Source organism: Olsenella phocaeensis, assembly GCF_048189965.1.
GTDB lineage: Bacteria > Actinomycetota > Coriobacteriia > Coriobacteriales > Atopobiaceae > Olsenella_I > Olsenella_I phocaeensis.
Window position 1 is genome coordinate 75,294 of the sequence record NZ_DBEZHV010000011.1, and the last position, 19,798, is coordinate 95,091.

Genomic DNA, 19,798 nt, shown 5'->3' on the forward strand with positions numbered 1-19,798 from the left:
GCCCCTCACCCCCGTACCGCGGGCATCTCTCCCCTGACGAGGGCCTCGATGGCGTCTGCCACCGTCTCGTCCTCGACGCGTCCCAGCCGCCAGCTCGCCGCCATCTTGGCCTCCGGCGCCGCGCCCTCCACGGCAAACGAGAGCGGCACGTGCTCCAGCATGCTCACGTCGTTGCCCCCGTCGCCAAAGACCGCCACCTGGTCGAGGCCGATTCCCAACCGCTCGCAGAGCACGTCGACCGTCTCCACAATTCGGCGCTTCCGTGCGCAACTCCGATCTATCGCCACTTCTGGCAGCTGGCACGACCAACCCGCAAGGCACCCGCTCTTCGAACAGCGAAATGATGGCGATGGGCCAAGTCTCGCGCTGGCGAAGTGACCCATGTCAGACCGTCAGCCGTCCCCATGCAAAACGATCAATGCGTCCCATGCAATAGTGCAGCGATGCCGCAGACACTGCCAGAGGCACCACCGGGAAAGTGGTCGTTAAGGATACATACTTTGCATTTTTTTACGAGTTATGTATCCTTAAGCGAGATTTTCCAAGGAGGCAAGGTCCATGGCGGAACTCTACAGACGTGAGCTGTACCTCAAACGGCTAAGGCCTTTCTACGAGACTGACCTCATCAAGGTCGTGACGGGCATGAGGCGCTGCGGCAAGTCCTGCCTCATGCAGACCGTGATGGAGGAGCTGCGCGAGTGTGGGGTCGGCGAGGACCGCATCACCTACCTCGACCTCGACGCGAGGAGGTACCGGCGCGTGAGGGATCCCGACACCTTTGACAAGGCCATCGAGGCGGCCATAGGGGAGGACCCGCGCGGCAGCTACCTTTTCGTCGACGAGGTCCAGAATGTGGAGGGCTTCGAGGAAGTCGTCGAAGCATGGAGGCTCGAAGGCGTCTCGATTTTCATCACGGGCTCCAACTCCTACCTCCTCTCCGGGGAGCTCGCCACAAAGCTCACTGGGCGCTACGTCGAGCTTGAGCTCTTTACCTTGGCATTCCCCGAGTGGCTCGGCATGAGGGAGGCACTCGGGGAAGAGATTGGCCCTACGGCAGCGGAGTTCGAGCGATACCTGCGCGAAGGCGGCATGCCCGGCGCCGTGCGGCTCCCCAACCCTACGGCACGCTCCGCTTACGTAGCGGACGTCATCACCCAGGTCATCGAGAAGGACGTCAGCAGGCGCGCCGGCAAGGTCCGCAATGCCGAAGCGTTCCGACGCGTCATGACATACATGGTCTCCAACTACGCGGCACCTACGAACTTCGCCAACATCGCCGAGGAGCTCCGCGAGGCTCAAGGGACGCCCGTCCTCGCGAGGACGGTCTCACGCTACGCAGGCTACCTGGAGGCCGCCAAAGTGCTCTATCGCTGCCCCACGTTCGACCTCAAGAGCAGGAGGAGCCTTCACGGAGGCGAGAAGCACTACCTCGCTGACCTCTCGCTTTACTACGCGCTCAACACGGATAACCAGGTCAGCTACGGCCCAGCCCTCGAGAACGTGGTCTACCAATATCTGAGGCGCCACGGTTGGACGGTCAGCGTGGGACGCGTTGGCAGGCTGGAGGTGGATTTCATCGCACGGAAGGACCAGCGCTACGTTTATGTTCAGGTGTCGATGAGCATCGTCGACCAGAATGTGGAGGAACGGGAGTTCCGTCCGTTCTCGCTAATCAGGGATGGGTGGCCGCGCTACCTGCTCACCCTAGACCCCCTCCCCACGACGCGGGACGGCGTCACGCACCTCAACATCGCGGAGCTGATGGCTTCGGACGCTGACCTCTAGCAGGGCCTCTTGCGAGGCCTAACAAGGCCTAGCGAGGCATCTCTCCCCTGACGAGGGCGTCGACGGCGCCGGCCACCGCCTCGTCCTCCACGCGGCCCAGCTGCCGGCTCGCCGCTGCCTTCGCCTCCGGCGCCGCGCCCTCAACCGCGAACGAGAGCGGCACGTGCTCGAGCATGCTCACGTCGTTGCCACCGTCGCCGAACACCGCGACCTGGTCGAGGCCGATCCCCAGCCGCTCGCAGAGCACGTCGATGGCCGGGCCCTTGCCCCAGCCCGCCGTCATCACGTTGATCCAGCCCGGCTGCGGCACGTCAAAGGCCAGCTCGGGCAGCTCGGAGGCCAGGCGGTCCGCAAGCTCGTGCATGGCAGCGAGGTCTCCGTCGAGGAAGACGTTCGCCTTGACCGCGGAGGCCACCGGGACGTCGTCCACCACGCGGCAGCGCGCGGCGTACGAGGGAAAGCAGGCCTCGAGGTCGTCGAGCGAGCCCTGGACCAGCAGCGGCGTGGCGTCGTCGAAGACCACCGCCCCCGCCCCGCCGATGCCCGCCACGGCCTTCGCCAGCCGACGGAGCGCCCCCTGCGTCAGGAGCTCCTCATGCACGAGCTCCCCGTCCAGGTAGACCTGCATGCCATTGGAGGCCAGGGCCGTGGCGCAGCAGGCCTCGTCCCCGCCGAGCAGGGGGGCGATCCACTGGTGGCCTCGGCCGCTGGCGGGCCCGATGCGCAGGCCCGCGTCCAGCGCGCGGTGGAAGGCGGCGAGCGTGCGTCGTCCCACGACCTTCTGTCCGTAGGGCAGGATCGTGCCGTCGATGTCGGTCAGAATGAGTCGCACGTCGGTGGCCATGGGCCTTCTCCCCTGCCTCTGGGCTTCCTCGATTCGCGTGATGGGCGGACGGCTCGTGTGGCGCACGGGTGACTTCCGTCATCGCATGCGGTCCGTCCGCGAACGCGCGGTTCGTCCACGAGTATAGTTGCGGAGGCTTTCCCGCGCTGCGAGGGGCCTGCCCGCGCTGCGAGGGGCCCGCCCGCGCTGAGAGGGGCCTGCCCGCGCTGCGAGGGGCCCGCCCGCGCCGAAACGAACGGAGCTCCCATGAGATTCACCCACGTCGCCTTCGACCTGGACGGCACCCTCATCGACACCGACCCGCCTTTGCTCAGGACCTGGCAGCGCACGGCCCATGGCTATGGGCTCGACCTGCCGCTCGACGACTTCCGCGTCGCCTTTGGCATCACGACCGTGGACGCGCTCGGCCGCCTGGGGCTGGACGTCGACCCCGACGAGTTCGTCCTACGCTGGAACGACGACTACGCCGCCTTCGCCGACGAGGCGGAGTACTTCCCCGGTGCACGCAAGCTCCTGCGCGACCTGCGCGGCCACGGGCTGACGCTGGGGGCCGTCACCTCGCGCGAGAGCGGCGAGTACGGGATGTACTTTGGCAGGTTCGGGCTTGAGGGCCTGATGGACCACGTCGTCCTCGCCGACGCGACCGAGCGCCACAAGCCCGAGCCCGACCCCCTTCTGCACTTCGCCCGGCTCGCCGGCGCCGACCCCACGCGCTGCGCCTACGTGGGGGACCAGCCCACGGACGTCCAGGCCGCCCACGCCGCGGGCTTCGCGTCGTGTCTCGTGGACTGGGATGGCACGCGACCCGCAGACGCTGGCGCAGACTTCGTCGCACGGGACTTCCGCGAGCTCGAGGACTTCCTGCTCGCGGGGTAGGCAGCTGTCCCACCCGTCACGACGCCGATGCGGCAACGTGCGGACGTCACTCTCCCCCGATTCCTTCCCCCCGCCCAATGGAGGCACACATGCGTGTGTTCGACCTGCACTGCGACACCATCGACGTCCTCGCCCTGCGCGGCGTGGACGCCATCGGCAGCGTCCTCGGCCCCAACGACGCGGACGACCTGGCGCATAATCGCCTCGCCCTGGACCTCGGCCGCATGCGCCAGGTCGCGGGTGACGGCTGGTGCCAGTGCTTCGCCATCTGGGTGCCCGAGGTCCTGGAGGGGACGCCCTTCTCGCCTCGTGCCGCCTATGAGCAGGCCCGGGACTACTTCGAAGAGCAGGTCCGACTGCACGCGGACCTCGTGGCGCAGACGCGCAGCATGGGCGAGGCAGACGCCGCCGTCGCCTCCGGGCGCGTGGCAGCCTTCCTGACCCTCGAGGGCGCCTCCCCCATGGAAGGGGAGCTCGGCTACCTCGAGCGGCTGCACGAGGACGGGGTGCGCATGGTCACCCTCTGCTGGAACGGCAGGAATGCCCTGGCCAGCGGGCACGAGACCTGCGACGGCCTGAGCGCGCTTGGCCGCCGGGCGGTTCGGCGCACGGGGGAGCTGGGGATGGTCGTGGACGTGAGTCACCTCAACGACGAGGGCTTCGCCGACCTGCTCGCGTGTTCTGATGCCCCGTTCGTGGCGTCGCACTCCAACAGCCGTGCCGTCTGTGGGCACCCCCGCAACCTGACCGATGACCAGTTCCGCGCGATCGTGGGACGCGGAGGCCTCGTGGGCCTCAACTACTTCCGCGCCTTCGTCACCGAGCGCGCGGCGGCAGACGGTGCGATGGTCGCAGGCCGCCCCACGCCCGAGGTGAGCTTCGACGAGCTTGCTGCGCACGTGGAGCACTTCCTCGACCTGGGTGGGGAGAACGTCATCGCCCTGGGCAGCGACTACGACGGCTCGGAGGTGCCGGATTGGCTTGACGGCTGCCAGAGGCTTCCGGCCTTCCACGAGCGCATGGCCGCCCGCTTTGGCGACGAGCTATGCGAGAAGGTCTTCTTCTCCAACGCCCGCGACTTCTTCCTGCGCACGCTGGACTGAGCCCGCGGGGAGCAAGGGGCGCGTCGCCCGTCGTCGAAGGCAAGCAAAGACAGCAAATCTCACGAAATGCTGTCGATTTTCACGTTTGGCCTGTTGGTGGGAATCGAAGACAGCAATTCTCACAAAATGCTGTCGGCCTCCCCGGGGATGGCATCATTACCCCCGGCAGCGCCACCTTGCCCCTACGGATGATCGAACAGCAGTGTAGAGAGAAGCTTCTCTCGCCTTGCCCGCAACCCTTCGTCCGCAAGGGCTCGCCGCGGCAGCATGAGGCTCTGGCGGGTCGACCTCTCCAGCAAGATTATCAGCTGCTGCGCAAGCAGGTCCATGGCCCCGCGCTCGAGCAGGTCCTCCTTGGTCACCACGAGGGTCGCCCGGCCGCTCGCAGCCAGATCCCTCTCGCGGCGCCGGTCATCCACGTACTTCCGCCTCAGCTGCAGCCTGAGGGACCGAAGGCTGCGATCCAGACCGGCGTCTCCGGGACGGGATCCGAGGTCCATTGCCGCCGATTCTAGGCCACGCAGGTCAAGGTGTCCCTCCCCGTCATAATTCAAGCAGACGGGTGCCTGCCTGAACTCGATGTCGGGAACCCTCGACGTGCGAGTCATGGGCAAGCCAGCCCCAGCCTGCACGCGTCTGTTGAGCATGATGGGACCCAGGTCGTAGCCGCCCTCCCCGCCGGGAAGCGCAAGGAGCGTCGCAAGCACGGCCTCGAGGGGCGACCAGGCGTTCGGACCCGAAAGCCCCAGGGCACGCCCCACGCGTGACGTGGCACTGGAGGAAGGAAGCCGAGCGAGCTCCCAAAGCAGCTCGTCCGTCTCCGCGAAGGGGGCAAGCCCAAAAGCCACCTCCCCCCTGACGGGGTCGACCGGGTCGCGCGCGAACGTCCCCTCCAGCTCGGATGCGACGCTTGACAGCAGGCCAAGCTCGAGCGAGGAAGAGAGCTGCATGAGCGTGAGGGCGGCACTGCAGGCGTAGACTCCTTCTCCCAAACACAAGAATGCAGGGAACTCGGGCTCGCCCGCGTATGCCTTCCCCTTGAGGAACGCATTGCTCGAACGCCTTGTATCGGGATGGCAGAGGCAGTCGAGCTTGCCCCACTTTGCCAGGTAGGCCTCTCCGTCAATGCCAAGGACGCGCAGCCGGGACATGAGGTCCTGCCTCTTGATCCGTTCTCCAGCACCCCGCTTCAGGGGGAAGGGACACGGCCGCGGACGGTCGTGTGCCGGATGGCTCCGGCGCCATGCGCGGATGAGCGCGAGTGAGGTCCTATGCGAGAAGACAATGTCCATGGACGGATTGTAGCGAGGGCAAAAATACCGCGCGTGCAGCTAGCTGCCAGTGATGTGCGCCTTGACCAGTCGGCCACAATTCCGCCCGGGGCGTCGGCTGCCAAGACGGCCATGGCAAAAAACAGCATTCTGTGAGATTTGCTGTCAAATTTTGCGTTTGGCCTGTTGGCAGAGAAAAACGACAGCATTTTGTGAGAAATGCTGTCGACTCCAGTCCCGTATGACCCCAAGCCCCGCCCGACTCCGCGATCGTACGACTCCGGGGTCGTACGACCACGACCCCGTCCAATCCTCGGGCCCATCGCAGCAGGAAGCGGGCCTAGCGCAGCAGGGAGGCGAGCTTCTTCGCGGCGAGGATGACCAGCAGCAGGGCCACCGCCATGAGCACGATGGTGCCGCCCGGCTTGAGCCCGAAGTAGTACGAGACAACCAGCCCGCCCACCGTGGTCACGACGCCCACCACGCTGGAGATGACGCAGGTCTGCCTCCAGCTCCGGGCGAGCTGCAGCGCGCAGGCCACGGGCACCACCATCATCGACGAGACGATCAGCGAGCCGACCGTCCTCGACGCCACGGCCACGACCAGCGCGACCACGATCACGAAGGCGAAGTTCGCGGCCGAGACGGGCACCCCCACGGCGCGCGCGTGGCGCTCGTCGAAGGACATCAGGAAGAGCTCCCGGCGCATGAGCAGGCAGACGAGCACGGCCAGCGCGCTGATGACGGCGATGGTCGCGGTCTCCTCCGCGCTCACGGTGAGGATGCTGCCAAACATGAAGCTGTTGAAGCTCGAGGCGTTGGGCACGAAGCCCGAGAGCACACCGGCGAGGCCGATTCCGGCCGCCATGACCACGGCCACGGCGAGCTCGGACTGGTCGCGAAAGCGCCGGCGAATCCCCTCGATGCAGAGGGCTCCCGTCAGGCAGGCGAGAATGGCGCCGCCCACCGGGCTGAGGCCGCCGACCAGGCCCGCGGCCACGCCGGCAAGCGAGGTGTGCGAGAGCGCGTCGCCGATCATCGAGAGGCGCTTCAGGACGACCGTGACCCCCACCAGGGGGATCACGATTCCCAGGAGAACGCCCACTGCCAGGCCGCGCTGCATGAACACGTACGCGAGCATCAGGCCGCACCTCCCGAACGTCCCGCGACGTCGGCGCCAACCCCGCCGCGCCCGTCTCCCCCGCCGCGCTCGACGGCCACGCCGTCGGCGATCTCCACCACGAGGCAGCCCAGCTCGCCGAGCGGGGCCAGGTCGTGGGTCACGAGCAGGACCGCGAGGCCCCTCTCGTCGTGGGCGTCCGCCACCAGCTGGTAGAAGATGCTGCGACTCTCCCTGTCCAGGCCGTTGGTGGGCTCGTCCAAGACCAGGAGCCGCGGGTCCCCCACCAGGGCGCAGGCCAGCCTCACGCGCTGGAGCTGCCCGCCGGAGAGCTCGCGGATGATCCGCCTCCCGTAGGCGGCGAGCCCCACGCGCGCCAGGGCCTCCTCGCTCCGGGCGCGCCTCTCGCGCCCGCTCGCTCGCCGTCCCAGCGAGTACTGGCTCGCGTCCACCAGCTCGAGCACACTGGCCGGGAAGCGCGAGATTGCCTCCGGGGGGAGCTGCGGCACGTAGCCCACCAGCCCCCAGTCGCGGAAGCGCGCCGGGCTCTGGCCGAAGAGCCGCACCGAACCGGAATCCGGCGCGAGCTCGCCCACGACCAGGCGCGCGATCGTGGACTTGCCCGCACCGTTGTCCCCCACGAGGGCACAGATCTGCCCGTCGCCGAGCTCGAGGTCGACCCCCCGCAGCACCTCAGTGCCCCGGTACGAGAAGCGGACGTCCTGCAGCGTGACCGGCCTCGAGCCCGCACTCATCAGGCCAGCGCCTTCTTAAGCGCCTCGAGGTTCTTGCGCATGGTCGAGAAGTAGTCCGCGCCCGCGGCCAGCTCCTCGTCGGAGAGCCCCTCGAGCGGGTTGAGCTCCTCCACCTGGGCGCCGGAGGCCTCGGCGATGGCCTGCGCCACCTTGGGGCTCACCAGCTCCTCGCTGAAGATGTACTTCACGTCGTGCTGCTTCACGAACTCGACGATCTTGGCCATGGTCTGGGCGTCTGGCTCGGCGTCGGCCTCGATGCCCTCGATGGCCATCTGGTTGAGGCCGTACTGGTGGCAGAGGTAGCCGAAGGCCTCGTGGCTCACCACGATGTCGCGCTTGGGCAGCTTCTCGATCGCCTGCGAGAACTCGCCGTCGAGCTTGGCGGCCTCGGCCGACCACTTGTCGTAGTTGGCCTCGTAGGCGTCCTTGCCGTCGGGGTCGGCAGAGATCAGGCCGTCCGCGATGGCGCGCATTTGGATCGCGGCGTTGGTGGGCGAGAGCCAGCAGTGCGGGTCGGTGGTCGAGACCTCGCTCGGGTCCTCGCCGTGCTCCGCGTGCTCGGCCTTCTCCTCCTCGAGCGCCTCGGCGCTGAGCTCGAGCAGGTCGACGTCCTTGCTGGCCTCGACCGTGACCAGCTTGGAGTTCGAGAGGCTCTTCAGGGTGTCGTCCACCCAGTGCTCCATGCCGGCGCCGTTGTACACCAGAACGTCAGCCTCCTCGAGGCTGCGCAGGTCGGCGGTGGAGGGCTCCCAGTCGTGGGGCTCGGTGCCGGCGGGCACGAGGCAGCTGACCTCGGCGCGGTCGCCGGCGATCTTCTGCGCGAAGTCGTACATGGCATAGAAGCTCGCGACGACCTTGAGCTTGCCGGAGTCGGTCGCGGTCGTTGCGGCGGCGCCGTCCTGGCCCGCAGGCTTCGAGCAGGCGGCGAGCAGCGTGCCGGCGCCGATCGCGGCGGCAGCGAGCAGCCCGCGACGGGACACGATGGGACCGAAGCTCTTGCTGATGGACTTGTTCATGCTTGTTCCTCCTGTGGTTCGTCTCCGCTTCTTGGGCTCGATCTGGCACGAGGCTCAGATGTCGAGGCGGACCCCCAGGTCGATGGGCGTCTTTCGGGCGAGAGTGACGCAGCACGCCACGATCGCGAGGACGCTCGCGGGAGCGGGTAGTCCCACGGGTCGCGGCGCGGGGCCGGCCGGCAGCGCTCCCCTGCCGGCGACGCGCGCCACCTGGGCCATGGTGCGGCAGATGGGGCAGCCCTCGCCCTGGCACTCGTGGTGAGACTCGCGCGCGAGCCACAGGGCCGAGAGGCCCAGCTGCAGGGCGAGCACGAGGCAGAGCGCGAGGGCGAGAGGACCGCGCGGACGGCCGCCGTGGACTGCGCGGGCGCGCGCAGGGACGTCAGGACGGCCGACGCACAGCGGCGAGGACGGGCTAGGCATGGAAGCCGCTCTCCCCCGCGGGAGCCGCGTCGGCGTCGGCGGGCGAGGCACCGGGATGGGCCGCCTGGCAGTCGTCGCAGTAGCCATAGAGCACCGTGCGCGAGAACTCGATCCGGAAGCCATGGTCGCTGCGCACGTGCTCGTGCAGGTCGTCCAGCATGTGGCAGTCCAGGGCGAGCACCTTGCCGCAGCCCAGGCACACCAGCTGGCCCTCGTCGGGACGCTCGGGGTCGATCAGGCGATAGCGCGACTCTCCCCCACCCGGCGAGACGACCTTGGCAACGGCGCCGTCGCGCGCGAGCGCCTCGAGCGTGCGGTAGGCGGTGGTGCGGCCCACCTTGGAGCCCTCCTCGCGCAGGCTCCCGAAGACGTCGTCCACGCTGAGGTAGTGGTCGGCGTGGCGCGAGAGGAAGTCGAAGACCGCCTGCCTCTGCCTGGTGTTGTAGCCGTGCCTGACCGCTGGCATCCGCTCTCGCCTCCCGTCGTCGTCCGACCCCGTCGCCTTGCGGGTCTCGCCTCACCGCACGCTGGCGGCATCGCTCGTCTCCCCTTGCGAATCCGACATTTGGATTCGGATTTCATTTTAGAAAGCGAGAAAGACGATGGAGCAGCGGCCGGGACATCTGTCGCATCCACACGCTTTCGTCACATCCGGGCGAGGCTTGACGACGGGCGGGCGGCCGCGCAGCGGGATCGATGCAGCCAGGCCCGGGCCTACAGGTTGTGCTTGGCCATCTTCTGCTCGAAGATTCCGTTCTCGATGGCGCTGAGCTGCTCCTTGGCCTCGCCGGTCAGCGGACCGTCCTGCTCGGCGATGGCATAGAGCTCGGGATGCTCGGCCGCGATCTTCTCGATGGTCTTGCCAGTCGCGTGCGCGCGGACAAATGCGGGGATGCGCTTGACGTACTCCTCAGGAACCAGGTCCAGGATCTTCCTCGCCGCGCCCTTGTTCACTGCCATGTTCGTTTCCTCTCCTTGGCGGGGCGTTGCGGCTGGGTCGCCTGCGCCCCTCTCCCCTGCTTGCGCATCGCATCTTAGGTCCGCCTCGTAATTTTATAGCGCGCTATTTAATCGTGCACATATAATCGACACAGCGAGTGGCTCGTGTGTCTAGTCGCCCCGTGCGAACGGTATACAAGCAGCATCGCAAAGCGTGCGACGTCGGCGAACTGTAGGTCCACACCTCTGGGGCCCGTCGGCGCCGCAAGCCGAAGGAGGCAGGCATGGACAGGCATGCAACCAATGTGGTGAAGGGATTCAGGACCATCGACGGCGGCGGGGTGAGCCTCGTCCGTGTGCTGGGCAACCAGACCGCCGACGCCTTCGACCCCTTCCTGATGCTCGACTCGTTTGACAGCACCGACCCCGACGACTACACGGCCGGCTTTCCCTTCCACCCGCACCGCGGCATCGAGACCATCACCTACGTCCGCCAAGGCGGCATGCACCACCGCGACAGCATGGGCTACGAGGACACGGTGAGCGACGGAGGCGTGCAGTGGATGTGCGCCGGCTCCGGCGTGATGCACGAGGAGACCATCCCCGCCGCGAAGCGCCTCTTGGGCGTGCAGCTCTGGCTCAACATGCCCGCCGCCGAGAAGATGGCAAGCCCCCGCTACCATGCCATCCGGAGCTCGGACATCGAGGAGATCAGGATCGAGGGCGGGGAGCTGCGCCTGCTCGCCGGCCGCTACGTCGACACCGAGGGCAGGCTCCACGTGGGCTACCAGGGCGAGCACCTTCCCCTCGACTACTACGACCTGGGCGTGGAGCCCGGCAGGACCGTGGCAATCGACGTGGACGAGGACCGCTCCGTGCTGGCCTTCACCCTGGAGGGCTCCGCGCGCGTCGGCGGACTGCCCGTGGGCCCCAAGACGGCCGTGCGTCTGGAGGGCGGCGACCGCGTGGTGATCGAGGGGCAGGACGAGCGCGCGCAGGTGCTGCTCATGAGCTCCAAGAGGCTCGACGAGCCCGTGGCCTGGGGCGGACCCGTCGTGATGAACACCCGCGAGGAGCTCATGGACGCATTCCGCGAGCTCGAGGACGGGAGCTTCCTCAAGGAGGGCTCGCTCAGGGACTGAGCGCCGGCGGCTCCGGTTCCAGCACGGCGAAGGCCGCGGCCCGTCTCCCCAGGGAAGCGAGTCGCGGCCTTCTTACTGCAGTTGCATTTGCGCCGGCCGAGGCCCCGAGGCCTTCTTGCTACGCTGGCGCCGGCCGGGGGCCCGCGGCCTCCCTACCTAACCGGCACGCCACCCACGTAGGTGGCCTCGAGCTCGAGGTCGGCACCCATGACGTTGAGGTCGGCCGCACGGCCCGCCTGAATCACGCCGCAGCAGTCGTCGACGCCCGACATGCGCGCGGGAATCTCGCTCGCCATGCGGATGGCCTGCTCGGCCGTGGCCGCGCCCCAGTCGACGACGTTCTTGACCGCGCGTGCCAGCGTGAGCACGGAGCCGGCGATGTTGCCCATGCTGCCGTCGGCGTCCAGCAGGTGCGCCACGCCGTCCTGCAGGCGGATCGGGAAGTCCCCCAGCTCGTAGTCGCCGTCGGGCATGCCCCCGCAGCGCAGGCAGTCGGACACCAGCGCCACGTGCTGCCAGCCCTTGGCGTTGATCATCGCGCGCGCGGCGGGCGCCTGCACGTGGATGCCGTCGCAGATGAGTTCGGCGTAGGTCTCGCTCGTGGTCATTGCCGCTCCCACCAGACCGGGCGCGCGGTGGCCCAGGCCGGTCATCGCGTTGTACGTGTGCACGAAGGAGGTCGCGCCCGAGCCCACGGCGGCGATGCCCTCCTCGTAGCTGGCGTTCGAGTGCCCCAGCGCCGTCGCAACGCCCATCAGCGACATCTCAGCACAGAACTCGGCGCTGCCCGGGCGCTCCGGTGCGAGCGAGGCCCTGCAGATGAGGCCGTGCGCCTCGTCCTGCCAGGCGCAGACCTGGTCCACCGAAGGGTCGCTCATGTGCGCGGGGTTCTGCGCCCCGGCGTGCTCGGCGGTGAAGAAGGGGCCCTCCAGGAATATGCCCTCGATGCGTGCGCCCACAAAGTCGTCGCCGCGCAGCTGGTCTGCCTGCCAGACGCTCGCGCAGGCCTCGCCGATCTGCTCGGCAGGCTGGGTCAGCGTGGTGGGCGTCCACGAGGTCGTGCCGTGGCGCGCGAGCTCGATGCTCGCGGCGTTGATGCCTTCGGGGTCGCAGTCCATCACGTCGTGTCCCAAAAAGCCGTGGATGTGCGTGTCCACAAAGCCCGGCGTCACCCACTTGCCCGTGCAGTCCAGGACCTCTGCCCCCTCGGGCAGCTCCTGCACTACGGGCCTGAACGCGCCGTCCGCCACGGGCAGGTAGCCCGAAGCCACGACGCCGCCCGCCAGCACGATGTGGTCGGACTTGACGAAGAAGCCGTTCTGGTCCATGGTTCCTCCTCTTGGGCGGGAGCGACGGCCCCGGACGCGGGGTCGCTCTCCCCTTGGTTTCTCCCTGAGTATAGGCTGGGGGAGAAAGGCCACCAACACAGCTGCGACAGAAGGCCGGCAAGATGCACATCAGCGAAGGATACCTGCCCTTCTTGGGCCACCAGACCCATTGGCGCGTCGTCGAGCCAGACGAGGAGCTGCCCGGCCGTGCGCCGCTCGTGCTCCTGCACGGCGGACCGGGGTCGACGCACAACTACTTCGAGGTGCTGGACGGCCTGGCCGACCTCGACGGCAGGAGGCTGGTCATGTACGACCAGCTGGGCTGCGGTCTCTCGTGGGACGACGGGCTGGCGGGACATGACGAGCTCTGGCGCGCGAACACCTGGCTGGACGAGCTCGACGCCCTGCGCGCGGGGCTTGGGCTGGAGCGCATCCACCTCCTGGGGCAGTCATGGGGCGGGATGCTGGCGCTCATGCACCTCCTGGACCGCGGGGGCGTGGGCGTGAGGTCGATGGTGCTCAGCAGCACGCTGGCATCGGCGAGCCTCTGGGGCAGCGAGGGACACCGGCGGCTTCGCTACCTGGGCGCGGACGAGCGCAGGGCCATGGAGGAGGCGGAGAGGGGTGGGCGCTTCGACACGCCGGAGTTTCGCGCCGCCGAGGCCCGCTACCTGGAGCTCTTCTGCGCCGGAGAGCCGGACGAGTCGAGCCCGGAGTGCCTGAGGAGGCCCAAGCGCACCGGCCGCGAGTCCTACCTCGCGGCGTGGGGAGACAACGAGCTCATGCCGAGTGGCACACTCGCCGGCTTCGAGTACGCGGGGCGCCTGAAAGAGGTGCGCTGCCCCGCACTGGTGGTGAGCGGGACCCAGGACCTCTGCTCCCCGCTGGTCGCCAAGCAGCTCGCGGACGGCATCCCCGGGGCGCGTTGGGAGCTCTTCGAGGGCTGCCGGCACGCCTGCTTCGTGGAGGACACGCCGCGCTACCTGGCCATGCTTCGGGAGTGGCTGGACGAGAACGACTAGCGAGCGGCGGCAGGCGCGGTGGGCGACGACGAGCGCGACGGCTGCCCCGAGGCCGTCGCGTCGCGCACGCACAGGCGAACGCCGTTCTCGTCCAATGCGCACATCCCGCACGCGCAAACGCACGCACCTCTCGCCTTGCACGCGTAAGCGCACACGCTTTTCATCCTGCACGCGCAAGCGCACATCAGGCTTCGCGTTTCCGCAGATGGCGAGGGGGGCCGTTGTGCGCAACCGCGTGTTCGATGCCAGAGCTGTGCGCAATGGCGTGCAAGGCGTTCGCACGCGTGCGCTTCAGCGTGCACGGCATCCGCACGCGTGCGTTGCCGCTTGCTCGACGCCCGTGGGCGCGCGCTATCGCGTGCTCGGTGCAGCGCAATCGCGGCGGAGAAGCACGTCGCCGGCAGTCACGCGAACCGGCCACGAGCCGTCGCCGGAGGAGCCGTCGCTGGAAGAGCCGTTGCCATCCGCTGGAAGGACCTCGAGCGATCCGTCCGCGCGCACGTCCCCCGCGACGCCCTCCACCCTATGACCGGCGGCGAGGTTGACCGTGACGGGATGCCCGCGAAGGACGTTCTCCACGTTCACGCGAGAGACGAGCTCGTCCCGCGCTGTCTCGCCGCCAAACGCGAGCGCGCCCATCTGCCGGCGCAGGCCACGCGCGATGCCGGCACACAGGCGGTCGCGCAGCTCGGCGAAGGGCGGCAGCCCGTCGAAGTGCAGCTGAAGCGACGTGGAGAGGGGCGTAGGCAGCCGGTCGGCCACGACGAGGAGGTTGGCCCCGACGCCGACGACCACCCCCACGTCGTCCGCATCCGAGAACGCCACCTCCGAGAGGATGCCAGCAAGCTTGCGTCCGGCCAGGTAGACGTCATTGGGCCACTTGAGTCCGAGCAGCTGGGCAGGGCTAGCGGCGACCGCGGTTCCGGCACCATCGACAGCGTGCGCTGCGCCACCGGCATTGCCCGCGACACCGAGGCCACCCGCAACACCGAGATCACCCGCGACACCGAGGCCACCAGCACCGACGACCACGTCGCGCAGGGCGTCGAGCACGGCAAGGCCAGCGGCAAGGGTAAGCAGTCCCGAGTCCGAGCCCCGCATGAGGGAGGCGGGGAGCGCGAGCACGAAGGATGCCGTGAGTGAATCGCCTGCGCCACTCTGCCACGAGCGGCCAAGTCTGCCTCTACCCTGGGTCTGCTCGTCGGCGACCACGAGGCAGACGGGAACACGGCCTACTCCTCGCCAGGGACGACCGCGCCACCCGTCCGCAGCGTCTCCAAAACCCGCTGACATGGGCAGGCTCCCCAGGCTGGGATAGAGCCTCCGCGCAAGGTCGTTGGTCGACCCGCAGGTGGCGACATGCACCAGCTCGTCGCAGACCTGTCGGGAGAGGGGGAGGTCATCACGACCTGCGTCACGACCTGCGTCACGTCCCGCGTCGCGGCCAAGTCCTCCGTCGGCGTTGACGACCGTCTCGGCAGAGGTGTCCTCAGCGGCCGCCAAGGCCATCCGCCCCGCCCGCACCGGAACCGTCTGTCGCCACGTCGGCGCCACTGGCCACGTCGGCGCCACCCGTCGCCTCGCCACCACCCGTCGCCTCGCCACCCGCCACACCAGAACCGCCACACGACGCGTCGACCCAGCCTAGGGCCAGCGACCCGACCCCCAGCCTCGACGTGAGCACGGGCCCACCGTCCTTCACGAGCACCCTCGCCTTGGGGCGACGGCGACGCAGCTCGACGAGGGCGAAGCGCGCCAGCTCGTCTGCATGCCCGAAGTGGGACACGATGACCGTCCCCACGTCCGCGGGAACGGGCCCCACGAGCTCGCGCGCGGCAGAAATCCCCCCGCGGACGACCTCGACCGTCTCGATGGCGCCCTCACGCAGGCAGAAGACCGGGTAGCGCCCCAGCATCCCCGCCACGGAGCGCCGCGTCGCCCCGAGCCGGCCGCTGCGGCGCAGGGGCCTCATGTCCGGGACGGCAAAGCGTATGCCCACGCGTCCGCGGAACTCGCGCACGCCGTCCGCGACCTCCGTGAGCGAGAGGCCCGCGTCCGCGAGGGCCCGGGCCTGACGCACGACGAGCTCGAGCCCCGAGGCCGTGGCCCACGAGTCAACGACCTGCACGCGCCCGCCGACGCCGGTCCGCTCCCGGTCAAGGGCCGCAGCCGCCTCGCGGGCGGCGCGGTGCGCGCCAGACAGCCTCGCCGACATCGTCACGCACAGCACGTCCCGGCCCGAGTCGAGCAACCGCTCGAAGGCCCGCGCGAAGTCGCGCTGGTAGACCGACTCGGTCCCCACGAAGGGGTCCTCGCGCAGGATCGCCTCGTAGTCGCCGTTCTCACCTTGGGGCAGCTCCGGCCGGCGCTCGCCGCGCGCGACGTAGGTCATGGGCAGCACGGTGCACCCCAGCTCGCGCGCCTCCTGGCGCGTGAGGCAGCAGGTGGAGTCCGTGACGATGGCTATTCCCGGCATAGCGCGTCTCCTCCCATGCGGCGGAAGCGGTCGTAGCGGCGCTCGAGCAGCTCGTCCACGCCCAGACCAGCCAGGGCGTCAACCTCCTCGGCGAGCCGCGCGGAGAGGGACCGGACGAACCCCTCGCCACCCAGGCCCGCGTCGTCCACCACATCATCCACGATTCCCAGCTCGACGAGGTCGCGCGCCGTGACGCGCAGGGCCTCCGCCGCCTCCGCAGCGCGCGACGTGTCCTTCCAGAGGATGGACGCAGCGCCCTCCGGGCTCACGACCGAGTACACGGCACCCGAGAGCATGAGCGTCCGGTCGCCCGCGGCCAGGGCGAGCGCCCCACCAGAACCGCCCTCGCCCACGATGACCGAGACGACGGGCACCCTGAGCCCGCCCATCTCCACCAGACTCGAGGCGATGGCCTCGCCCTGGCCGCGCTCCTCCGCGCCGACCCCGCAGTAGGCGCCCGAGGTGTCGACGAGGCATACCACGGGACGGCCGAACTTCTCGGCCTCGCGCATGAGGCGCTGGGCCTTGCGATAGCCCTCGGGGTTGGCCGAGCCGAAGTTGCGCGCGACGCGTTCCTTGGTGTCGCGGCCGCGCTCGGTGCCTATCACCGTCACGGGCCGGTTCCCCAGCAGCGCGATGCCGCCCACGATGGCCGCGTCGTCGCCGAAGAGCCGATCCCCGTGCAGCTCGAGGAAGCCGTCGAAGACCTGCTCCATCAGGGGGAGGACCGTCCCGCGCTCGCCGCCGCGCACGCGCGAGAGCAGCTCGTACGCCGAGGGAGCGGGCGTGGCCGATGGTGAGCCCTTGGCCGGCGCCCCGCCTTCCCGTCCGACATCAGGCGAGAGAGGCATGCCCTCCTGGCCTCGCGAGCCCTCGCGAGCCGCTCCGCCCCCGTCCCCGCCAGCCGACGGCGCGACGCCCGAGGCGTCGGCGCCGCCCTTCCCCGTCCCCGCGGCGCCGGAAGGCTCCCCCAGCACGTCGGCCGCGGCGCGGACCTCGGGCACGTCGGCCCCGTCGGGCGCGCGGTAGGCGCCGCCCTCGTGCAGGGCCAGCAGCCTGCCCAGCATCGAGGGGAGGTCCCTGCGCTCCACGATGCGGTCCACGAAGCCGTGCTCCAGGAGGAACTCGGAGCGCTGGAACCCCGCGGGCAGGTGCTTGTGGGTGGTCTGCTCCACCACGCGCGGCCCGGCGAAGGCAACGAGCGCCCCAGGCTCGGCCAGGGTGACGTCGCCCTCCATCGCGAAGCTCGCCGTGACGCCGCCCGAGGTCGGGTCCGTCAGCACCACCACGTAGAGCAGCCCCGCCTCGGAGTGCCTGCGCACCGCGGCGGAGACCTTGGCCATCTGCACGAGCGACGTGGTCCCCTCCTGCATGCGCGCCCCGCCCGACACGGTGAAGCCCACCACGGGGATGCGCAGCTCGAGGGCCCTCTCGAAGAGGCGGCAGAGCTTCTCGCCCACCACGGCGCCCATGGAACCCATCATGAACTCGCCGTCCATCACGAAGACGCCGGTGGGGCAGCCGCCGATGGAGGCCACGCCGGTGAGGACGGCGTCGTTCTCGCCCGTGCGCAGGCGGGCGCTGCGGAGCTTCTCCTCGTATCCCGGGAAGCGGAGGAAGTCCCTCACCCTGAGCTCGGCGTCCATCTCCTCGAAGCTCCCCGCGTCCACCGTCATCGCGAGGCGACGCCGGGCGCCCAGCCGCATGGGATGGCCGCAGCGCGGGCACACGTCCAGGTTGTCGGCTAGGACGTCGGCGTCCGTCACGCGACGGCAGTTGGGGCACTTCACGAACACGTGGCGCGACGGCAGCTCGACGGGAACCTCGGTCACGGCCCCCTCGAGCACGTTCACGCTCTTGGTCTTCTTCCTATTCGTCGCCATAGAGGTGCTCCATGAGGTCGGTGTGGTAGACGCCCGAGACGAACTCGGGGTTCGAGAGTATGTCGAGCTGCAGCTCGGAGTTCTCCGCCACCCCCTCGATCACCAGCTCGCCCAGGGCGGAGCGCATCTTGCGTATGGCCTCCTCGCGCGAGGGGGACGAGATGACGAGCTTGCCCAGCATCGAGTCGTAGTAGGGAGGCACGGACGCCCCCTGGAAGAGGGCCGTGTCGAAGCGGACCCAGGGGCCGCCCGGGACGTGCAGCATGGACACCGTGCCGCACGAGGGGAGGAACTCGGGGGTCTCGGCGTTGATGCGGCACTCGATGGCGTGGCCGTCCACGCGGACGTCGTCTTGGGAGAAGGGCAGCTCCACCCCGGACGCCACGCGCAGCTGCCACTTCACCAGGTCGACTCCCGTGACCATCTCGGTCACGGGATGCTCCACCTGCAGGCGGGTATTCATCTCCATGAAGGCGAAGGTGCCGTCGTCGGAGTAGAGGTACTCGATGGTGCCCACACCCACGTAGCCCACGGCCCGGGCGAGGTCGCGCGCGGCGGCGTGCATGCACTCGCGGACCTCGGGCGTGACCGAAGGGCTGGGGCTCTCCTCCAGGAGCTTCTGGTTGTGGCGCTGCACCGAGCACTCGCGCTCGCCCAGCGAGACCACGTTGCCCCGCGCGTCCGCCAGGACCTGGACCTCCACGTGGTGGGCGGGATGGATGAAGCGCTCCATGTAGCAGCCGCCGTCGCCGAAGGCCGCCTGGGCCTCGGAGCTCGCGGCCAGGAAGGCCGAAGCGACGCCCTCGGGGCCCGTCACCTTGCGGATGCCCCTGCCGCCGCCACCGGCACGTGCCTTGACCAGGAGCGGGAAGCCTATGCGGCGGGCTTGCTCCTGCGCGTCCGCCTCGTCGCGCAGGAGGTCCGAGCCCTCCACCACGGGCACCCCCGCCGCGCGCGCCGTCCGGCGGGCCTCGTCCTTGTCGCCCATGCGCTCGATCACCTCGGGAGAGGGACCGACGAACACGATGCCGCAGTCGCGGCACTCGCGCGCGAAGGGGGCGGACTCCGAGAGGAAGCCGTAGCCGGGATGGATGGCCGTGGCCCCGCTCTCCAGGGCGACGGTGAGGATGGCGTCGGCGTTGAGGTAGCTCTCCTGCGGGCGCGGCCCGCCTATGCAGTAGGCCTCGTCGGCAATCTGGGCGTGGAAGGCGCCGGCGTCGGCCGTGGAGTAGACGGCAACGGTCTTCACGCCCATCTCCTTGCAGGCGCGTATCACGCGGACGGCGACCTCGCCACGGTTGGCGACGAGGATCTTCTCGAACACCTAGCGCCCCCCGTCGGCCACGCCGTCGGCTGGCACCAGGGCGAACGACATGTCCGCGCTGCAGCAGGGCACGTCCCCCACGAGCGCCTCGCCGTGGGCGAAGTGGAAGGCCCCGTGCTCGCGCGTGATGCGGCAGCGCAGCTCCACGGTGTCGCCCGGCCTCACGGGGTGCCTGAAGCGCACCTTGTCCAGGCTCGTGTAGAGGGGGGCCCTCCCCTCGCCCGACATCGCCTCGCCCAGGAGGACGCAGCAGTTCTGCGCGAGCATCTCGCACAGGATCACGCCGGGCACTACGGGGTCGCCGGGGAAGTGCCCCCGCACAAAGAACTCGTCGCCCGTGACCGTCACGTGCCCCACGGCCTCGTCCCCGACGACCTCGGCGTCGTCCAGGAGCAGCATGGGCTCGCGATGGGGCAGCAGCCCCTTGATCTCTTCCCTGTTCATGGCTCGTCTCCCTCGCAGGCCCGTCGGCCGTCCGCGTCAGCTGCCGC

At 69.3% G+C, this 19,798-nt stretch carries 20 protein-coding genes; 5 read left to right on the forward strand and 15 right to left on the reverse strand.

Features of this window, described 5'->3' with window-relative positions:
* Positions 1 to 5: 5 nt before the first annotated feature.
* Positions 6 to 248, reverse strand: a complete 243-nt coding sequence (locus ACMPH2_RS05300) for an HAD family hydrolase (RefSeq protein ID WP_417118799.1) — start codon at positions 246 to 248, stop codon at positions 6 to 8.
* 310 nt (positions 249 to 558) lie between these two features.
* On the opposite strand from ACMPH2_RS05300, the gene ACMPH2_RS05305 reads away from it, so the two are divergent.
* On the forward strand, positions 559 to 1,785 hold the full coding sequence (locus ACMPH2_RS05305; RefSeq protein WP_417118800.1) for an ATP-binding protein: 1,227 nt from the start codon (positions 559 to 561) through the stop codon (positions 1,783 to 1,785).
* 28 nt (positions 1,786 to 1,813) lie between these two features.
* Here ACMPH2_RS05305 and ACMPH2_RS05310 read toward each other — a convergent pair whose 3' ends face one another.
* Entirely contained in the window at positions 1,814 to 2,629 is an 816-nt protein-coding gene (locus ACMPH2_RS05310) for an HAD family hydrolase (protein WP_303133398.1), read from the reverse strand.
* Between the two features lie 246 nt (positions 2,630 to 2,875).
* Here ACMPH2_RS05310 and ACMPH2_RS05315 point away from each other — a divergent pair, with 246 nt between their 5' ends.
* Together ACMPH2_RS05315 and ACMPH2_RS05320 are read left to right on the forward strand one after the other, a co-directional pair.
* Positions 2,876 to 3,505: an HAD family hydrolase gene (locus ACMPH2_RS05315; protein ID WP_417118801.1), complete on the forward strand. Its 630-nt coding sequence runs from the start codon at positions 2,876 to 2,878 to the stop codon at positions 3,503 to 3,505.
* Positions 3,506 to 3,594: 89 nt separating this feature from the next.
* Positions 3,595 to 4,608 carry a dipeptidase gene (locus ACMPH2_RS05320; protein WP_417118802.1) on the forward strand — a complete coding sequence of 338 codons (1,014 nt, stop codon included), beginning with the start codon at positions 3,595 to 3,597 and terminating at the stop codon, positions 4,606 to 4,608.
* A 182-nt stretch (positions 4,609 to 4,790) separates the two neighbouring features.
* On the opposite strand, the gene ACMPH2_RS05325 is transcribed toward ACMPH2_RS05320, so the two are convergent.
* From ACMPH2_RS05325 to ACMPH2_RS05355, 7 genes are all read right to left on the reverse strand, one after another.
* Entirely contained in the window at positions 4,791 to 5,759 is a 969-nt protein-coding gene (locus tag ACMPH2_RS05325; protein ID WP_417118803.1) for a hypothetical protein, read from the reverse strand.
* Positions 5,760 to 6,219: 460 nt separating this feature from the next.
* Positions 6,220 to 7,020, reverse strand: coding sequence for a metal ABC transporter permease (locus tag ACMPH2_RS05330; protein WP_417118804.1), 801 nt, complete (start codon positions 7,018 to 7,020; stop codon positions 6,220 to 6,222).
* The gene (locus tag ACMPH2_RS05335) at positions 7,020 to 7,754 is read right to left on the reverse strand and encodes a metal ABC transporter ATP-binding protein (RefSeq protein ID WP_417118805.1); all 735 of its coding nucleotides are present in this window, start codon (positions 7,752 to 7,754) and stop codon (positions 7,020 to 7,022) included. The genes ACMPH2_RS05330 and ACMPH2_RS05335 overlap by 1 nt, the downstream gene beginning before the upstream one ends.
* Complete coding sequence (locus tag ACMPH2_RS05340; RefSeq protein ID WP_314638754.1) at positions 7,754 to 8,770, reverse strand: metal ABC transporter substrate-binding protein; 1,017 nt, start codon at positions 8,768 to 8,770, stop codon at positions 7,754 to 7,756. The genes ACMPH2_RS05335 and ACMPH2_RS05340 overlap by 1 nt, the downstream gene beginning before the upstream one ends.
* Before the next feature lie 54 nt (positions 8,771 to 8,824).
* Positions 8,825 to 9,193 (reverse strand): hypothetical protein, encoded by a 369-nt coding sequence (locus ACMPH2_RS05345; RefSeq protein ID WP_009278887.1) that lies wholly within the window; start codon positions 9,191 to 9,193, stop codon positions 8,825 to 8,827.
* Complete coding sequence (locus ACMPH2_RS05350) at positions 9,186 to 9,659, reverse strand: Fur family transcriptional regulator (protein WP_417118806.1); 474 nt, start codon at positions 9,657 to 9,659, stop codon at positions 9,186 to 9,188. Before ACMPH2_RS05350 ends, ACMPH2_RS05345 begins: the two co-directional genes overlap by 8 nt.
* A 248-nt stretch (positions 9,660 to 9,907) precedes the next feature.
* Complete coding sequence (locus tag ACMPH2_RS05355; RefSeq protein ID WP_417118807.1) at positions 9,908 to 10,153, reverse strand: hypothetical protein; 246 nt, start codon at positions 10,151 to 10,153, stop codon at positions 9,908 to 9,910.
* A gap of 263 nt (positions 10,154 to 10,416) precedes the next feature.
* Here ACMPH2_RS05355 and ACMPH2_RS05360 point away from each other — a divergent pair, with 263 nt between their 5' ends.
* The gene (locus ACMPH2_RS05360) at positions 10,417 to 11,274 is read left to right on the forward strand and encodes a pirin family protein (RefSeq protein WP_417118808.1); all 858 of its coding nucleotides are present in this window, start codon (positions 10,417 to 10,419) and stop codon (positions 11,272 to 11,274) included.
* A 152-nt stretch (positions 11,275 to 11,426) separates the two neighbouring features.
* Here the strand turns inward: ACMPH2_RS05360 and nagA are convergent, their stop codons facing one another.
* Positions 11,427 to 12,602 (reverse strand): N-acetylglucosamine-6-phosphate deacetylase, encoded by a 1,176-nt coding sequence (gene nagA / locus ACMPH2_RS05365; protein ID WP_417118809.1) that lies wholly within the window; start codon positions 12,600 to 12,602, stop codon positions 11,427 to 11,429.
* Between the two features lie 122 nt (positions 12,603 to 12,724).
* On the opposite strand from nagA, the gene ACMPH2_RS05370 reads away from it, so the two are divergent.
* Positions 12,725 to 13,624: a proline iminopeptidase-family hydrolase gene (locus ACMPH2_RS05370; RefSeq protein WP_062530792.1), complete on the forward strand. Its 900-nt coding sequence runs from the start codon at positions 12,725 to 12,727 to the stop codon at positions 13,622 to 13,624.
* A gap of 351 nt (positions 13,625 to 13,975) precedes the next feature.
* Here ACMPH2_RS05370 and ACMPH2_RS05375 read toward each other — a convergent pair whose 3' ends face one another.
* The 5 genes from ACMPH2_RS05375 to ACMPH2_RS05395 are packed head-to-tail and all read right to left on the reverse strand — an operon-like array spanning position 13,976 to position 19,751.
* Positions 13,976 to 15,127 (reverse strand): biotin--[acetyl-CoA-carboxylase] ligase, encoded by a 1,152-nt coding sequence (locus ACMPH2_RS05375; RefSeq protein ID WP_417118810.1) that lies wholly within the window; start codon positions 15,125 to 15,127, stop codon positions 13,976 to 13,978.
* The gene (locus ACMPH2_RS05380; protein ID WP_417118811.1) at positions 15,114 to 16,100 is read right to left on the reverse strand and encodes a DegV family protein; all 987 of its coding nucleotides are present in this window, start codon (positions 16,098 to 16,100) and stop codon (positions 15,114 to 15,116) included. The genes ACMPH2_RS05375 and ACMPH2_RS05380 overlap by 14 nt, the downstream gene beginning before the upstream one ends.
* Positions 16,088 to 17,983 (reverse strand): acetyl-CoA carboxylase, carboxyltransferase subunit beta, encoded by a 1,896-nt coding sequence (gene accD / locus ACMPH2_RS05385; RefSeq protein ID WP_417118812.1) that lies wholly within the window; start codon positions 17,981 to 17,983, stop codon positions 16,088 to 16,090. Before accD ends, ACMPH2_RS05380 begins: the two co-directional genes overlap by 13 nt.
* On the reverse strand, positions 17,970 to 19,307 hold the full coding sequence (locus tag ACMPH2_RS05390) for an acetyl-CoA carboxylase biotin carboxylase subunit (protein ID WP_009278878.1): 1,338 nt from the start codon (positions 19,305 to 19,307) through the stop codon (positions 17,970 to 17,972). The genes accD and ACMPH2_RS05390 overlap by 14 nt, the downstream gene beginning before the upstream one ends.
* Positions 19,308 to 19,751, reverse strand: a complete 444-nt coding sequence (locus tag ACMPH2_RS05395) for a 3-hydroxyacyl-ACP dehydratase FabZ family protein (protein WP_417118813.1) — start codon at positions 19,749 to 19,751, stop codon at positions 19,308 to 19,310.
* Positions 19,752 to 19,798 lie beyond the last annotated feature (47 nt).

Coding starts and splice junctions, on each gene's coding strand:
- ACMPH2_RS05305 (WP_417118800.1), top strand. CDS start 559: ATGGCGGAACTCTACAGACGTGAGCTGTACCTCAAACGGCTAAGGCCT.
- ACMPH2_RS05310 (WP_303133398.1), bottom strand. CDS start 2,629: ATGGCCACCGACGTGCGACTCATTCTGACCGACATCGACGGCACGATC.
- ACMPH2_RS05315 (WP_417118801.1), top strand. CDS start 2,876: ATGAGATTCACCCACGTCGCCTTCGACCTGGACGGCACCCTCATCGAC.
- ACMPH2_RS05320 (WP_417118802.1), top strand. CDS start 3,595: ATGCGTGTGTTCGACCTGCACTGCGACACCATCGACGTCCTCGCCCTG.
- ACMPH2_RS05325 (WP_417118803.1), bottom strand. CDS start 5,759: ATGTCCCGGCTGCGCGTCCTTGGCATTGACGGAGAGGCCTACCTGGCA.
- ACMPH2_RS05330 (WP_417118804.1), bottom strand. CDS start 7,020: ATGCTCGCGTACGTGTTCATGCAGCGCGGCCTGGCAGTGGGCGTTCTC.
- ACMPH2_RS05335 (WP_417118805.1), bottom strand. CDS start 7,754: ATGAGTGCGGGCTCGAGGCCGGTCACGCTGCAGGACGTCCGCTTCTCG.
- ACMPH2_RS05340 (WP_314638754.1), bottom strand. CDS start 8,770: ATGAACAAGTCCATCAGCAAGAGCTTCGGTCCCATCGTGTCCCGTCGC.
- ACMPH2_RS05345 (WP_009278887.1), bottom strand. CDS start 9,193: ATGCCTAGCCCGTCCTCGCCGCTGTGCGTCGGCCGTCCTGACGTCCCT.
- ACMPH2_RS05350 (WP_417118806.1), bottom strand. CDS start 9,659: ATGCCAGCGGTCAGGCACGGCTACAACACCAGGCAGAGGCAGGCGGTC.
- ACMPH2_RS05355 (WP_417118807.1), bottom strand. CDS start 10,153: ATGGCAGTGAACAAGGGCGCGGCGAGGAAGATCCTGGACCTGGTTCCT.
- ACMPH2_RS05360 (WP_417118808.1), top strand. CDS start 10,417: ATGGACAGGCATGCAACCAATGTGGTGAAGGGATTCAGGACCATCGAC.
- nagA (WP_417118809.1), bottom strand. CDS start 12,602: ATGGACCAGAACGGCTTCTTCGTCAAGTCCGACCACATCGTGCTGGCG.
- ACMPH2_RS05370 (WP_062530792.1), top strand. CDS start 12,725: ATGCACATCAGCGAAGGATACCTGCCCTTCTTGGGCCACCAGACCCAT.
- ACMPH2_RS05380 (WP_417118811.1), bottom strand. CDS start 16,100: ATGCCGGGAATAGCCATCGTCACGGACTCCACCTGCTGCCTCACGCGC.
- accD (WP_417118812.1), bottom strand. CDS start 17,983: ATGGCGACGAATAGGAAGAAGACCAAGAGCGTGAACGTGCTCGAGGGG.
- ACMPH2_RS05395 (WP_417118813.1), bottom strand. CDS start 19,751: ATGAACAGGGAAGAGATCAAGGGGCTGCTGCCCCATCGCGAGCCCATG.